This is a genomic window from Rhizobium hidalgonense, from assembly GCF_005862185.2.
GTDB classification, from domain to species: domain Bacteria; phylum Pseudomonadota; class Alphaproteobacteria; order Rhizobiales; family Rhizobiaceae; genus Rhizobium; species Rhizobium hidalgonense.
Genome location: NZ_CP054029.1, coordinates 484,006 through 498,570, shown reverse-complemented (window position 1 = coordinate 498,570; position 14,565 = coordinate 484,006). Strand labels below are relative to the sequence as shown.

Annotated in this window: 12 protein-coding genes, 1 pseudogene and 1 other annotated feature; of the genes and pseudogenes, 5 read left to right on the top strand and 8 right to left on the bottom strand. The window is 60.0% G+C overall.

Annotation, left to right across the window (positions count from 1 at the left end; all coding sequences use genetic code 11):
- The first annotated feature begins 34 nt into the window (after nucleotides 1-34).
- A protein-coding gene (locus FFM81_RS31120; protein WP_168317924.1) for an IS3-like element ISRle4 family transposase occupies nucleotides 35-1,224 on the top strand; the annotation gives its coding sequence in 2 pieces (ribosomal slippage) (nucleotides 35-284 and nucleotides 284-1,224; 1,191 coding nt in all).
- On the opposite strand, the gene FFM81_RS31115 is transcribed toward FFM81_RS31120, so the two are convergent.
- Entirely contained in the window at nucleotides 1,211-1,609 is a 399-nt protein-coding gene (locus tag FFM81_RS31115; protein ID WP_173883894.1) for a hypothetical protein, read from the bottom strand. The genes FFM81_RS31120 and FFM81_RS31115 overlap by 14 nt on opposite strands.
- Before the next feature lie 120 nt (nucleotides 1,610-1,729).
- Between FFM81_RS31115 and FFM81_RS31110 the strand changes: the two are divergent.
- Nucleotides 1,730-2,297, top strand: a pseudogene (locus FFM81_RS31110) (transposase); the annotation flags it as partial.
- Nucleotides 2,011-2,109, top strand: a sequence feature (AL1L pseudoknot). Its footprint overlaps the pseudogene before it by 99 nt.
- 26 nt (nucleotides 2,298-2,323) lie before the next feature.
- On the opposite strand, the gene FFM81_RS31105 reads toward FFM81_RS31110, so the two are convergent.
- Nucleotides 2,324-3,355, bottom strand: coding sequence for a 1-aminocyclopropane-1-carboxylate deaminase/D-cysteine desulfhydrase (locus FFM81_RS31105; RefSeq protein ID WP_138385780.1), 1,032 nt, complete (start codon nucleotides 3,353-3,355; stop codon nucleotides 2,324-2,326).
- 74 nt (nucleotides 3,356-3,429) lie between these two features.
- Here FFM81_RS31105 and FFM81_RS31100 point away from each other — a divergent pair, with 74 nt between their 5' ends.
- Nucleotides 3,430-4,245, top strand: a complete 816-nt coding sequence (locus FFM81_RS31100) for an AraC family transcriptional regulator (RefSeq protein WP_246401418.1) — start codon at nucleotides 3,430-3,432, stop codon at nucleotides 4,243-4,245.
- Nucleotides 4,246-4,376: 131 nt separating this feature from the next.
- Here the strand turns inward: FFM81_RS31100 and FFM81_RS31095 are convergent, their stop codons facing one another.
- From FFM81_RS31095 to FFM81_RS31080, 4 genes are all read right to left on the bottom strand, one after another.
- The gene (locus FFM81_RS31095; RefSeq protein ID WP_138385876.1) at nucleotides 4,377-5,138 is read right to left on the bottom strand and encodes a nuclear transport factor 2 family protein; all 762 of its coding nucleotides are present in this window, start codon (nucleotides 5,136-5,138) and stop codon (nucleotides 4,377-4,379) included.
- Between the two features lie 195 nt (nucleotides 5,139-5,333).
- Complete coding sequence (locus FFM81_RS31090) at nucleotides 5,334-5,759, bottom strand: Rrf2 family transcriptional regulator (protein WP_138385781.1); 426 nt, start codon at nucleotides 5,757-5,759, stop codon at nucleotides 5,334-5,336.
- A gap of 100 nt (nucleotides 5,760-5,859) precedes the next feature.
- Nucleotides 5,860-7,974, bottom strand: coding sequence for a carboxy terminal-processing peptidase (locus FFM81_RS31085; protein WP_138385782.1), 2,115 nt, complete (start codon nucleotides 7,972-7,974; stop codon nucleotides 5,860-5,862).
- 286 nt (nucleotides 7,975-8,260) lie between these two features.
- Complete coding sequence (locus FFM81_RS31080; protein WP_025418979.1) at nucleotides 8,261-10,261, bottom strand: putative bifunctional diguanylate cyclase/phosphodiesterase; 2,001 nt, start codon at nucleotides 10,259-10,261, stop codon at nucleotides 8,261-8,263.
- Nucleotides 10,262-10,517: 256 nt separating this feature from the next.
- On the opposite strand from FFM81_RS31080, the gene FFM81_RS31075 reads away from it, so the two are divergent.
- Nucleotides 10,518-11,561: a class I SAM-dependent methyltransferase gene (locus FFM81_RS31075; protein ID WP_138385783.1), complete on the top strand. Its 1,044-nt coding sequence runs from the start codon at nucleotides 10,518-10,520 to the stop codon at nucleotides 11,559-11,561.
- 156 nt (nucleotides 11,562-11,717) lie between these two features.
- Here FFM81_RS31075 and FFM81_RS31070 read toward each other — a convergent pair whose 3' ends face one another.
- On the bottom strand, nucleotides 11,718-12,509 hold the full coding sequence (locus FFM81_RS31070; protein ID WP_138385784.1) for an SDR family NAD(P)-dependent oxidoreductase: 792 nt from the start codon (nucleotides 12,507-12,509) through the stop codon (nucleotides 11,718-11,720).
- A gap of 97 nt (nucleotides 12,510-12,606) precedes the next feature.
- On the opposite strand from FFM81_RS31070, the gene FFM81_RS31065 reads away from it, so the two are divergent.
- Complete coding sequence (locus FFM81_RS31065; protein ID WP_138385785.1) at nucleotides 12,607-13,518, top strand: LysR family transcriptional regulator; 912 nt, start codon at nucleotides 12,607-12,609, stop codon at nucleotides 13,516-13,518.
- A 181-nt stretch (nucleotides 13,519-13,699) separates the two neighbouring features.
- On the opposite strand, the gene FFM81_RS31060 is transcribed toward FFM81_RS31065, so the two are convergent.
- Entirely contained in the window at nucleotides 13,700-14,368 is a 669-nt protein-coding gene (locus FFM81_RS31060) for a hypothetical protein (protein WP_138385786.1), read from the bottom strand.
- Between the last annotated feature and the right edge of the window lie 197 nt (nucleotides 14,369-14,565).

Genomic DNA, 14,565 nt, shown 5'->3' with positions numbered 1-14,565 from the left:
AAGTAAGCTCTGGCCCATTTGAGAGGACCAGAGGATGAAGCGCAATCGTTTCACAGACGAACAGATCATCGGCATATTGAAGGAGCACGAGGCAGGCACGCCGGTCTCGGAGCTTTGCCGCAAGCATGGCGTCAGCGATGCCAGCATCTATAAATGGAAGGCCAAGTTCGGCGGCATGGAGGTGTCCGAGGCCAAGCGGCTGAAGACGCTTGAGGACGAGAACACGAAGCTGAAGCGGCTCCTGGCGGATGCGATGCTCGACAATGCTGCCTTGAAAGACCTTTTGGGAAAGAAGTGGTGACGCCCGCGGCCAAGCGGAAAGCTGTCGCGCATCTGATGAGCCATCATGGGATGAGCGAACGGCGGGCGTGTAAAGCCATTGGTTTTTGCCGAATGACGGTCCGTTATGAGACCAGGCGCGACGATGATCATGAGCTTCGCGAGCGAATGAAGGCGTTGGCGCATGAACGTCGCCGCTTCGGATATCGACGCATTCATGTGCTGCTCCGGCGGGAGGGTCACCTCGTGAACCACAAGAGGCTCTTCCGGCTCTATCGGGAGGAGAAACTGACAGTGCGCAAGCGCGGCGGTCGCAAGCGAGCGATAGGCACGCGAGCGCCGATGCTGGTGCCGATGGTGGCCAATGATCGCTGGTCGCTAGACTTCGTGTCGGATCAGTTCACCGATGGGCGCAGGTTGCGGATTCTGACCGTCGTCGATGATTGCACGAGGGAGTGCCTGGCGCTCGTCGCCGATACATCGCTTTCCGGTCTTCGCGTCGCACGGGAGCTTGACCGGATTATCGAGGAGCGCGGCAAGCCGAGGATGATCGTCAGCGACAACGGCAGCGAGTTCACCAGCAACGCGATCCTGCAATGGGCGGACCGGACCAAGGTTGACTGGCATTACATCGCGCCTGGAAAACCGATCCAGAACGCTTTTATCGAAAGCTTCAACGGGCGGCTGCGAGACGAGTTCTTGAATGAAACTCTGTTCTCGTCGCTTGCTCACGCCCGGTCTGCGCTTTCAAACTGGCGTAGCGATTACAACGATCAACGCCCGCATTCAGGCCTTGGCTGGCTGACACCGGCCGAATTCGCTCAGACACTCAACCCGCGACGTGATGCGGTGCTGCGCAGCCGAAATGGCTCCGCACCGCAACCCGCCGCTACCGAACCAACAACAGCAACCAAAAACCGCTGGAGCGAACTCAAGACTGGATAAAACTTGGGGGCAAGGTCACATCGAGCAAAGCGACAGCGGGGCCGCCCTCACGCTTCCACTTCGCATAGGTCGAGGCGGCGGCTTCGTCAGAATGGGAAAAAGACTGCTCCGCAGGTAATCGAAGAAGTGCCTCAATTCTAAGTACGAAAGCAGGGGTCCCCGACGCGCGAAGCTGCTTTGCAAGCTCCAAAATCTCCCGCGTTTTTCCTGCCCCTGCGGAGCCGAGCACGATACCACAATCCAAATGGGAGAGCTCGACCCAAGATCGCCCTTCTACCTTCGATTCTAGGTTTGCCATCGTCATGGCGCTACTAAGCTCACTCGCATGTAGAGAGCTGATCTCTGCAAGGCGCCGATCAAGTTTGACGTATTCGTATTCAACCAAGGTGTGCCCCGTAACCCGCTTCCCCACCTAAACCTAGAATAGCGATCACTGGTTAAAAATGGCCAGATGAACCGCACCGGGTTTGCCGGAGGCTTCAACTTCTGAGAAGGTGGAGCCGACATGAGCAAGACAACAAACAAATTTTCAGCGGAAGTCCGTGCCCGAGCAGTGCGGATGGTTTTGGATCACTAAGGCGAGTATTCCTGGCGATGGGCAGCGGTTTCCTCGATCGCCGCCATGATCGGCTGCACGGCGCAGACGCTCAATGAATGGGTGAAGAAGGCGGAAGTGGACGACGGTTCCCGGCCTGGACTTCCAAACGAAGTGGCTGAGAAGATGAAGGCTCTGGAGCGGGAGAACCGCGAGCTTCGGCAGGCCAACGAGATACTGTGCAAAGCGTCCGCTTATTTCGCGATGGCGGAGCTCGACCGCCCATTGAAGCGATGATCTCCTTGGTATTCGGGGTTGAGCCGATTTACAGACTGTTGCCGATTGCCCCGTCAACCTACTACGAGAACATTGCCAAACGCCTGGACGTGGACCGGTTGTCGGTCCGCGCCCGCGGCGACATTGCATTGAAGATCGAGATACGCCGCGTCTTCGAGGCGAACTTAGCGTCTACGGCGTGCGTAATAAGATCGATCTCGAAGGAGCGATAGCCGATCTTGCCGCGGCGCGACTGAGCCGAGCGCAGCCATTCAATATGACCCGACGCTACAATGCGACGCCGGAAAGCCGCTCTGTCGCCGACCAGATGCGCTTGGCATAACGAGGGTCGAACAGGGCGTGATAGCCGCCGGTATGCCAGAAGACCACCGGCCCTTTCAGCTCGTTCCTGGCGGCAAGATCGATGATCGCGGCGACCGCCTTGCCGCTGTAGATGGGATCGACCAGCAGGCCCTCTTTGGTCGCCAGCAGATCGATCGCCTCGTAGATGCCGGCGGCAGGCAGCCCATATCCCTCGCCGAGATAGGCTTCGGTGATATTGATGTGATCGCGTGTCAGTTCGACCTCGGCATCGAGCAGACGCGCGCCACCGCGGGCCAGGGAAAGGTATTTGCCGGCCACGTCGGGATAGACGTCTTCGGCCACGACGATGCCGCGGATTTCGCTTTCGAAACTGTGGAGGGCGTTGCCGAGGACGAGGCCGGCATGGGTTCCACCGGAAGAGCTGGCGTGGACGATTGTGCCGACGCTCCGGCCGTGGGCGCGCATCTGGTTGCGGAGCTCGCCATAGGCCAGGGCAAAGCCCAGGCAGCTGCGTTCGGACGCACAGCCGATCGGAAGCCGATAGACGCGTTCGCCGGATCGTTCGAGCTCGCGGACAACAAACTCTGCATGCTCGGCGAGTTCAAGCCAATTGACATTGCCGACAAAGCGCAGGTCGGCGCCGAAAAGGCCGTCGAGCATCAGGTTACCGACAGGCTCACGCGGCTCGTCATGGCAGAGGAGCAGCGTGCATTTCAGGCCGAGAGCAGCAGCGGCGGCGGCGACGGCGCGGGTGGCATTGGAAAGGCGGGAGCCTTCCGCGACCAGATGGGTTGCGCCGCTGGCCACCGCATGGGCCAGCTCGACCTCCAGCTTGCGGACCTTGTTGCCGGCGAGTCCGACGGAGCCGATGTCGTCGCGCTTGCACCAGACCTCGACACCGACAGCGTCACTGAAGCGTTCGAGACGCTGGACCGGCGAAACGAAGCCGCGCAGATCGAGGCGCGGCCATTCTTCAAGTATTTCCAGAGCAGTCATCCGATAATCCTCTACCCATCTCAGCTGAGAACCCTATACACAGTGGGGGATAGCGAAATCCGGACAGTGGATACGTGGCTTCTGACAAAATGACCGGCGGGAACGGCACTGGGGGCAATCACGCGTTGCCGCCGGAGTCGATCGCCATGAAGATCGTGCAGCTTCCCGAGGTCACCTCGTTCCCGATGGATCGGCACAGCTGGGGTCAATTCGTCTATTCGGTCGCCGGCGTCATCGAGCTGACGGTGAAAAGCAACCGCTATGCGGCACCGCCTGATTTCGGCGTGTGGCTGCCGCCGGAGACCGAGCATCTGGCCTGGGCCGGCGACGAGACCTCCTATCTGCTGCTCGACATCGAGCAGCGGCTCTGCGACCGGCTGCCGCGTCAGGCCAGCATCCTCTCGGTGGGGCCGATCGCCAAGGCGATCCTGCTCGATTTGAAGAAGCGCGGGATCGGCGCGCCGCAAACGGCCGATGACGCCCGGTTGATGCGCGTGCTGATCGATCAGCTGAGTGTCGGATCGCCGCTGGAGAGCTTCCTGCCGCTATCGGATGATCGCGCATTGAAGCCGGTGCTGGACGCGCTCTGCAAGAACCCTGGCGACGGCCGCTCGCTGGAGGAATGGGCAAGGCATGTTCACAGCACCGAGCGCACTCTGGCCCGGCGCTGCAAGCGCGATCTCGGCATGAGTTTCGTGAAATGGCGACAGCGGCTTCGTCTCTTCCGGGCGCTCGCCATGCTTGCGGATGGGCTTTCCGTGCAAACGGTCGGCCACAGGCTGGGTTACAGCACGACCTCCGCCTTCATTGCGATGTTTCAGGCGGCGATCGGTGCGACGCCGCACGCCTTCCGAGGGCGGTTGCGGGAGGAAGAGGAAGGCCTGCGGTAAACCGAGGCCGTCTGCAGATCGGCGAGCGGGGGCCGAAGCCCCCGCTAACGCATGTCGCGCAAAAGTGTGCAGCGTTATTACGACAAGGACATGCGTAAAAACAAAGGCCTAAGGCACGTCACACGTAGGTGTCAGAACTTGCCGTTCTGGTTCTTCCAGTCGGCCTTGGCCGGGATGGCTTCGATCGTGTCCCAATGTTCGGCGATCTTGCCGTTCTCGACCCGGAACAGGTCGTAAAACGAGGTCGGCTTGCCGGCGAATGTGCCTTCGCTGACGGTCAGGACAAAATTGCCCTTGCCGAGCACCTTGTGGACGGTGTCGTATTTCATGGTGACGCCGGCTTGCGCCATCGCCTTCAGCGCCGCACCCAGACCCGACAGGCCATTGGCGATCTCGGGGTTGTGCTGGATATAGTTGTCACCGTCGAAATAACCGGCAAGCTTTTCCATGCGGCCGTTGACGAGAATGTCGTCGACGAAAGTGGACACCAGCTTCTTGTTGGTGTCGGTGCCGGCGAGGTCTTTGGCTTCGGTGGGGCCATCGACCATGGTGTTGCCGCTCAGGTTCGGGCCTGCGGTCTGCTGGAGATTGTCCCAGTGTTCGACGATCTTGCCGTTTTCGAAGCGGAAGATATCGAAGCCGATCTTCGGTCCGAAGAAATCATAATCGGTGTGGGCAAAAACGAAATCGCCGTCCTGGAAGACGCGCAGTGTATTCACCTTGGCCGATCCCTTCGGCAGGGCGGCAAGCAACTCGCCGAAACCTTTCAGGCCGTCGGCGGCGCCGAGATTGTGCTGGATGTATTTTTCCGGATTGATGACGCCGACCGGCTCGGCCGTGCCGGTTTCGATCGATTTGAGAAGGTCGACGACCTGTTTTTCCTGGGGGGTCATTTTGGTCTCCGTTGCATGAGCCGAGGCAACCGTCAGGCCGCCTGCGAGAGAAAGGAGTGCCGTCATCGCAAGCACGGTGCGGCGTGGGAACGTGGTCTTCATGATATGTAACCATTTCTGTAACAGACGATATGTATCTAACTCTGTCACATATAGATGTAAAGCGGTGCCGCGCCAAAAAGGTCGGCTTTTCACTCAAGCGGCTGAATGGATGGCTGAAATATCGGTGGCGAGATCGGCGATGGTGGTGCGCGCCAACTCGCGCTCCATCGCCTGTTCGACCGCGGCGATGCGGCCGTGCAGCACCTTGTTGATGTTGCGGCCGACCGGGCACTGCGGGTTGGGTTGCTGGTGCAGCGGGAAAACCACGTGGCCTTCGTCGATCGCCCTGTGCACATCGAGCAGCGTGATCGAGGCGCCCGGCCGGGCCAGCAAGGCGCCGCCGCCGCTGCCCATCTGGGCGGTCGTCAACCCGGCCTTGGCCAGCTGCGACAGCAGCCGCCGGATGAGCGTCGGATTGGTATTGACGCTCGATGCAATCAGCTCGGAGGATGCGGGAGACCCCTCCTGGGACTGGAGAAAGGTCAGGATGTGGGTGGCGACGGCAAAGCGGGTGTTCATGGCGTCCTCGATATGTGCCTTATACAGGTACACATGGGGACGGCGCAAGCAGGGGCGCCGCTCTGGGCGCCCCTTGCCACGCAGCGGCGAGTTGCGGCCGCTATTTCGCGTCGGTCTTTGCCGGTTTCGTGGCGGCATTCAGGTCGCCGTCATGCAGACCCACCTCGTCTGCCAGAATGGCGGCGGCCTCGTCGAGCAGGACGTCCTTGGCATTCTTGCGGGCATTTTCGAGGGCGATGTCGGCGCTGAGGCTGCGCTCGCCCGACTCCAGGCCATCATCTCCACCGGGGTTGTCGCCATCGCTCGCCTGCGCCCGATCCTTGAACCGCTTCTCGCGCGCCGCCGCTTCCTTGCGGCGTTCGGCTTCATTCAGGGAGACGATGCCTTTCTCGCGCTGCGCCTTCAGGTCGGCAATGTCTTTCACCAGGCGCTGGAAATCCGGATCGCCCTTCACTCGCGCATCATGGCGGCTTTGCAATGCCGGCAGCAATGCCGCGACATTGCCTTCGGGCGCGTATTTGGCCGGCTTGATCTCCGCCCATGGCAGGGCGTTGTCATAGCTGGTCTCGCCGAAGCTCTCCGGATCGGACAATCCCGGCAGGCTGATATCGGGGGTGACGCCGCGCAGCTGCGTCGTGCCGCCATTGACCCGGAAGAACTGGGCGATCGTCACCTTCAGCTCGCCATATTCGGGTTTGCTGTTGTGAACCATCTGGTCGAGGTCGACGACCGTCTGAACCGTGCCCTTGCCGAAGCTGGGTTCGCCCAGAATGACGCCGCGGCCGTAATCCTGGATGGCGGCGGCAAAGATCTCCGAAGCCGAGGCCGAGCCGCGATTGATCAGCACACCCATCGGGCCTGCCCAGACAGGCTCTGCAAGATCCGAGCTTTTGACCTCGATCTTGCCGTCGCTGCGACGCTGCTGAACGACCGGGCCCTTGCCGATGAAGAGGCCGGTCAAATCGATCGCCTCGTCCAAGGAACCGCCGCCATTGTTGCGCAGGTCCATGAGAACGCTGTCGACGTTTTCCTGCTTCAGCTCGCCGAGAAGCTTGGCGACATCGCGGCTGGCGCTTTTGTAATCCTTGTCGCCTTTGCCCTTGGCTTCAAAATCCTCATAGAAGACCGGCAGGGTAATGATCCCGATCTTGCGCTCGGTGTCACCTGATTTGACCGACAGAACGGTCTTCCTGGCGGCCTGCTTGTCGAGACTGATTTTATCGCGCACCAGGCTGATGACGCGATGCGTGGCATCGGCGCCGGCATCGGCCGGCAGGATGTCGAGGCGCACGACGGAGCCTTTTTTCCCGCGGATCATCTGCACGACTTCATCAAGGCGGGTGCCCACCACTTCCTTGATCGGCCCGTTCTTTCCCTGGCCGACGCCGGTGATGCGGTCTCCGACCGCGAGCTTGCCGGAAAGCTGCGCCGGCCCGCCGGGCACCAGCTCGCGGATCGTCGTATAGTCGTCGCGCTCCTGCAGCACCGCCCCGATGCCGAACAACGACAGCTTCATCGACACGTCGAAATCGGCTGAGGCGGCGGCGCCGAAATAATCCGTGTGCGGATCGATCGCGTTCGAATAGGCATCCATGAACGACTGGAAAACGTCGTCGCTCTTGAATTTGTAAGCGCGCTCGAGCGTGTTTTCATAGCGTTTGTCGAGCGTGTCGCGAATAGCCGCATCGGCCTTGCCGCCGAGCTTCAGCCGCAGCCAGTCGCTTTTGACGCGCTTGCGCCAAAGCTCATCGCTTTCGGCTTGCGACTGCGGCCACGGCGCTTTCTCGCGCAGCACCGAATAATTTTCCTGGCCATTGAAATCGAAGTTCTGCTTCAACAGGCTGCGCGCGTAGGTCATGCGGTCGACAACGCGCTGTTCATAGGCGTTGAAGATCGCAAACGGGATCTTCAGGTCCTTCCGCTCGATCGCATCGTCGATCTCGCTGCGCTCAGCCATAAACTTGTCGATATCGGCCTGCAGGAAAAGCATGCGGTCCGGATCAAGCGACTTGATGAAGCCATCCATCACCCGCGCTGACAAGGCATCGTCGAGCGGAACGGGCTTATAGCTGTAGCGCGAGAGAAATTGTGCGCTCAACTGCGCGGCTTCTGCCTGTCGCTCCAGCGGCGCCAAAACCGGCGGCGATGCGACTTCAGCAGAGGCGGACTGTACGATTGCAAGAAATGCACCGAGAAAAACGTAAGCTATGCGCATGCAGCGTTGATCCAATTCTTCATGCCGAGGGTGGATGTGTGAACTAAGTGAGGCAATTGTGGTTTTTTGGCAAGCAGGGAGGAAATTGGATGGTCTGCGCAGCGGCAGAAAACTATTCGGCGTCATCGGTTGCAGGAAAATGAGGCGCATCGGCGCTTTCACACACAGCGCCGTGACCTGCAAACCAAACATCGCTTGCAGATAGCTATGGCCTGGCGGTGCAAGATCTCAACGATGCCTGGGCTCGAAGATGCTGGGAAATCCGTCGCCTCGACCGGAACGGAGCCTATGGCCCATTTCGCGACAGACGTTTGGAATCGAGGTTCCTGCTGAACGGCAGCACGTTACCCGTTTCCAGACGAGCCGCCGGCGCCGGCCGGCCGATGTAATATCCCTGGATCTGGTTGATGCCGTATTGCTGCATCAGCAGCTGATGTTCGATCGTCTCGACGCCTTCAACGAGGATCCTGACGCCGCGATTGCGCAGCAGGCTGATAATGTCGAGCAGCATCCTCTTGCCTCTCTCCGTGTTGCTGTCATGGAGGAAGGACCGATCGATCTTGACGGTGTCGAAGTCTATCAGGCGAAGCCACGAGAGCCCCGCGAAGCCTGTGCCGAAGTCGTCGAGCCAGACTTGAGCGCCGAGCGCCCTCAGGTCGCTGATGCAGCGAACCAGGTCCTGGTCGATTTCCAGTTCGACGCCTTCGGTAATTTCGAAAGCAAGCCTGGCGCCCGCCACGTCGAATTCCGCCAGTGTTGCAGCGACATAGCTGGCGAAACCCGGCGTCTTCAGTTCGATCGGCGAAACGTTGACGCTGGCAACCTGCACCAGGTCGCCTGCCAACAGGTCCCGGCAAACAGTACGAATTGCCCACCGGCCGAGTTTAACGATCGAACCCGTCCTTTCGGCAACCGGGATAAATTTATCCGGCGGTACGGCGGTTCCGTCCAGCATCCTCAGACGCATCAAAGCTTCTACACCGTCCATATCGCCGGTCTGGACGTTGCGGATCGGCTGATAGACGAGGGAGACGAGGCCGTGTTCAAGCGCGATCTTCAGGGTCGCGGCGATATCCTCGCTGTCATCGCTGCTCTGCGGGTCGTTGGGATCGAAGACCACGACGGTGTTTCGACCGGTTGCCTTGGCGGCATAAAGCGCGCGGTCGGCTTCATGAATGACCTTGTCGACCTGCTTGGTGTGGTCCCGCGTATAGGAGACGCCGACACTGACGGTGATGACGGTGGTGCCGTCCCGCCGGTGCTCGTGTGGCCAAGCCAGCGCGCGGACGGCGGCACACATTGCTTCTGCGAGTGCGGCCGCCCTTTCCGAATTTTGCATGGGTGTGATGACGATGAATTCCTCACCGCCGTACCGTCCAATGATCGAGCCGTAGGACGAGGCCACGCTCTGGAGAAGCTGCGATACCGCCACCAGGCACCGGTCACCTTCCTGGTGGCCATAACAGTCGTTATAGTGCTTGAAGTAATCGACATCGATCAGCAGCACGGCAAAGGGCGCTCTTTTGTCCTGCCAGCGTTGCCAATAGTCACGCAGGCGTTGATCGATTGCCCGGCGATTTTCCAGGCCCGTCAACGAATCCGTATTCGAGAGGTGCAGAAGCGCCCTGCCCCTTTCCTCGGCGGCCGCCTGCTGCAGACTGGCTTCGAGCGCATTCAGGAAGACCTTATAGCGCTCCCTGTTCAGCTGAAGGTTCACGTAAGAGGTGAAAATAAAGCAGGAAATACAGAAGGCACCGAGGATCAGCTTGTGGACAAGCAACATCGGCGCGAACAGACAGAGGGCGCCGATGAAGATGAGCATGTTGGTGACGGAGGCCGCCAGGGCAAGCGGAAACCGGAAACTGAAGAACAGGTTGACGCTCATCATGAAGATCGCGCCAAAAACCATATAGTAGGAGAACGCCTCCCTGACCGTGGTCATCTGGGCGGTGAGAAGCCAGACAAGATAAGCTGCCAGCACAGACGCCGCCGCGGCCATGTCGACGGTATCGGCTTTTGCCTTGCGGTAGAGCAGGAGTTCCAGCATGCAGAGCGCACCGGCGCTCACCGCCACCCGGCCAGCGACCGTGTAGCGAACGACATCGCCAATAAAAAGATAGTCCGTGAAAGCATAGGCGAGATAAGCAGCCACCGCGATCCAGAGGCCGCTGCGGGTCGCGCACTTTCGGCCGCTCTCGCTCCGATGCTTATACAGACGACGCAACCGTTCTGGCGACAGCGTCGGCCGCATGGTGGCGACTGCCGTCTCGGCTAACACGTGCATCATGCCCCTGCCACCCAACAATCTTGCAGCAGTTGCCCTACGCAGACCGCCAGCTGAATTGGATAGCCCTACGCCGACCCCACATCAACCGATAACACTCGAACAGCGCCGAAGCTGGCAGTGTATCTCTCGGCTTCACTAATATTTTCTAAAATTAAGTGGTCGAGTGGCGACCACCGCCGCAGACCTTGACTTGACGTTAAGAGAATGCTGAGGATTTTATCTTATCTCTTAAGTTGTTATTTACCAGTGAGGTTCCGTGGCACAGCCGCTCTTTTCTCTTGATGGCCAAAGCTTGATCACCCCGCAGTCCGTCAGCAATAACTTCCTCTCACCCAGCCAGGATCACCAAACAGGCCTGCTGCGCACTGCAGAAGCCGAGTTTGCAATTGTCATCAGCCTTGCCATGCAGCGGTTCGCCGCCGGCAAAGACCTGCCCGAGGCCGTCAGGTGGCTGATTGGACAGCTCCACGACGTCCGCCAAAAATGCGGCGCGGCGGTGTGGCAGAAGCTCATCCCGCTGATTCAGGCCCATCCCTCGGCAAAGATCCTGCAGCAATGCCCGTTCACGCGCTGGTCCTTTGAAAAACCGCGCGGTTATTCCGGTGATGCCAGTCTGATAGACTTTATTTATGGACATCCGGCGGTAGCCGAAGAAGTGGCCAGATCCACCCATCTCGGTCTCGATATTTTCGAATACACCATCAACGCGCCCGGCCCGGTCGCCGTCAGGGAACGTCGCGACATCCTGACCCGCACCGTTGACGAGACCGCCGCGCGAACGGGTGGAGATACCGAGGTCCTGGCGATCGCCGCCGGTCACCTTCGTGAAGCGGAGGCATCAACGGCACTGGCAGAGGGCCGGCTCAAACGCTGGGTTGCCCTTGATCAGGATCCCCAAAGCATCGGCTCGATCTCGAGCCAATTCCATGGGACTGCTGTCGAGCCTATCGATGGATCCGTGCGCGGCCTGCTGGCGCGAAAGCATCAGATTGGCACATTCGATCTCATCTACGCAGCAGGACTGTACGATTACCTCACCGATAAAGTCGCAATCCGACTGACCCAGATCTGCATGGAGATGCTGAAACCGGGCGGCGTCTTTCTGTTTGCCAACTTCTCCGATGAGATGGCCGATGACGGATACATGGAATCCTATATGAACTGGGAGCTCCTGCAGCGCTCCGAGGCCGACATGTGGCGCATTGCCAGAAGCAGTGCGCCAGAAAACACGGTTGAAAGCAAAGTCTGGTTCGGTGCCAACCGCAACATCATCTACGGCACCATCCGGAAGCTGTCGTAGGCCTCGGCGGGCCGGGCGCTTCAGAGATCCGATGCGCCCGGACCCGGCAACTTAGGCACAGCGAACCGAGCAAAGTTGATAAGCGCGGTTACGGGCTCAGGCAGCCTTGACTTTACTGGATGTGCGGGCGCATTCGGGCAGCCAGGAGAGCCGTGCTCAGGCGATGGTGTTGACGAGACCGCCTTCGGCGCGCAGAGCAGCACCATTCGTGGCAGATGATCGGGGGCTGGCGAGATAGGCGACGAGATTTGCAACCTCTTCGGCTTCCACCATGCGCTGCAGGATCGAAGCCGAGCGGGCGGTGGCGAAGAACTCCGTTTCGATCTGCTTGATTGGTGCGGACGGATCGCTTGCCTGACTGCGCAGGAAAGCCTCGATGCCTTCCGAACGCGTCGGTCCCGGCAGGACGGAATTGACCGTGACGTTGGTGCTGCGGGTCAGTTGCGCCAATCCGCGCGCGATCGAAAGCTGTGCCGTCTTGGTGGTTGCGTAGTGGATCATGTCCTGCGGGATGGCAAGGCCCGACTCGCTCGAAATGAAGATGATGCGGCCCCAGTTGCGCTCCAGCATGCCGGGAAGATAGGTCCGTGACAGGCGCACGCCGCTCATCACGTTGACATCGAACAGATGGCTCCAGTCGGCATCGGTGATGTCTCCGAAGGCCTTGCTTTCATAGATGCCGAGATTGTTGACGAGGATATCGACCGAAGGCTCGGCCTTGGCGATGATCGCGGCACCCTCGGCGCTTGCAGCGTCTGCCAGCACTCCGATGATTTCGCCTCCAGTGGATGCGTTGATGTCGGCAATCGCGCTGTCGAGCTTCTTGCGGTCTCGCCCGGTAATGACGACGCGAGCGCCTTCGCCGGCAAGTGTGCGGGCGATTTCAAGGCCGATGCCAGCCGTGGCACCGGTAACGAGGGTGGTTTTGCCGGTGAGTTGCAGATCCATATTGTGTCTCCAGATTGTTGCTGGAGGCAATTTATGGTTTACCGGCAGGCGGCACCATTGCCTGCAAAGGACATGCACCTGTGAATGAGGATCATCAATGCCGCGGATCCTGATGGAACGCTCCGGCGAGATGGAAGTGTTTGCACGCGTCGTGCAGGACGGGGGCTTCTCCGCTGCCGCCCGCAATCTCGACATCACTCCGTCAGCGGTGAGCAAACTGATTGCACGCCTGGAAGCCAGGCTCGGCGCGCGGCTCCTGGTGCGAACAACCCGCGCTCTGACGCTCACGGAAGAAGGCGAGGCCTATCATCACGCTGCGCTGAAGATCCTGCAGGACCTGAACGACGCCGATCAGCAGGCGGCGGGACGCGCCGTGCGCGGGCGGCTCAGGATCAACGCGGCAGTTCCCTTCGGCACGATGTTTGTGGCGCCGGCCATGCCGGAATTCATCGCCCGCAATCCCGATCTGATCGTCGATCTCAGTTTCACCGACGGCATTGTCGATCTGGTTGCCGAGAAAACGGATGTCGCCATCCGGATGGGCAATCTGCCGGATAGCGGCTTGATCGCGCGAAAGCTGGGGCAAAGCCGCCGCGTCGTTTGCGCCGCGCCGAGCTATCTGGCGCGGCGAGAGCCTCCCGTGGTCCCGGCCGATCTCGAACATCACGACTGCCTGACTTTCAACTTTCGGCGTGCAAGACCCTCCTGGCCATTTCTCGTCGACGGCCGGGAAATCGCCCAACCGGTCACGGGCCGCATCGTCGTGAACAACGGCGAGACGATGAAACAAATGGCACTGGCAGGTGCTGGCATCGCCCGCGTCGGTTTCTTCCATGTGGCCGACGAGATCGCTACGGGGCGGCTCGTTCCATTGCTCGAGGAGCATAACCCGGGAGACCTGGAACTGGTCCATGCAATCTATGTTGGAGGCGGGCCATTGCCGCACCGCGTTCGCGCCTTCATCGAGCACATGATTTCGACTTTGAACGGATCGCCTTTGCTAGGGTGAACCCAAGCCGCACGGGACATTGCCGCCTTCAGAATCAGGTGAGCCTGCTCTCGAAAGGATTAGGACTGCGGCCCCTTGCTGCCGATTTCAGGCCGCCGGTGTTATCAGTGTAGCCGGACGCGAAAAATCGAAAGAGACCCCGCGCGAGGCATCGCGCAAGGCCGAAGTTTGCACGGAGACCTCACTCACCTTCTCCACCAGTCTTCGAAAAGAGGTGGGTAACGTTCGATCCGGGAATTTGAACCCGCGCAGCCACTTTTTTCGCCCGCGTCTCGCGTTCGCCTGCAGCTTGTACAACCGATGCGAGGCCTTCGCGCTGCCGGTAGTAGTCAGGCTTTTCCGGAAGGCTGAGGTCGAAGTCGGCGAGCAGTCGCTCGATGAGGTCCATCGCCTTCGCCGCGAGCACCGCATAGCCCTCTTGGCGCCTTTCGAAAAAGCTGTCGAATCCTGGACTGGATAGATTAAGGTTGTCCAAGGCGTTGCCCAGATTCGTCACGCGGTTCGATAGCCATAAAGTCTCATTGAAAAGGGCTTCGCCGAGCAGGTTCAAATCCTCAGCCCGCGGAAGGACAAGGACCGGATCGGGCGTGTGGAAGACGAACTCGCCTTCATTGGCTGGGTTGAACTCTGGCGTGTCGTGTACTGCTGCGTAAGCCGCACCGACAAAATCGTCCAGTGCCAGAGCCGTTAACATCGCAGCGCTACGCCCATCGCGTTTTGGATTCCGCGCGCGCTCAGCATTCAGCCACCGCAGCGCACCCGGCAAGATGATGCCGGCCGCAAAACAGCCAGCTCCGATCATTGCACCGACCACCATGATGCCCTGGGTTGTTTCGAAGAACTGCGTCAACGTCTACCTCGTAGGTTCGAGAAGCGATTTGCATCGGTCGCACGCTGGACGGAATCAGTACCGGCTTTTGCAATGTGCCTTGCCTGAAAGCGATTAGGAATGCTTTTCCCGAAGATGAGATCTCGACATGGTAGATTCAAGGTCCACCCCAACGCGGCCCTCGCCTCAGCTTGATTCGCCCGCTATGCTTCCGAGCG

Excerpts from the sequence above, each read along its gene's own strand:
- FFM81_RS31095 (WP_138385876.1), bottom strand. The coding sequence starts at position 5,138 with ATGACCCCCCAGGAAAAACAGGTCGTCGACCTTCTCAAATCGATCGAA.
- FFM81_RS31085 (WP_138385782.1), bottom strand. The coding sequence starts at position 7,974 with ATGCGCATAGCTTACGTTTTTCTCGGTGCATTTCTTGCAATCGTACAG.
- FFM81_RS31070 (WP_138385784.1), bottom strand. The coding sequence starts at position 12,509 with ATGGATCTGCAACTCACCGGCAAAACCACCCTCGTTACCGGTGCCACG.
- FFM81_RS31090 (WP_138385781.1), bottom strand. The coding sequence starts at position 5,759 with ATGAACACCCGCTTTGCCGTCGCCACCCACATCCTGACCTTTCTCCAG.
- FFM81_RS31065 (WP_138385785.1), top strand. The coding sequence starts at position 12,607 with ATGCCGCGGATCCTGATGGAACGCTCCGGCGAGATGGAAGTGTTTGCA.
- FFM81_RS31105 (WP_138385780.1), bottom strand. The coding sequence starts at position 3,355 with ATGACTGCTCTGGAAATACTTGAAGAATGGCCGCGCCTCGATCTGCGC.
- FFM81_RS31080 (WP_025418979.1), bottom strand. The coding sequence starts at position 10,261 with ATGATGCACGTGTTAGCCGAGACGGCAGTCGCCACCATGCGGCCGACG.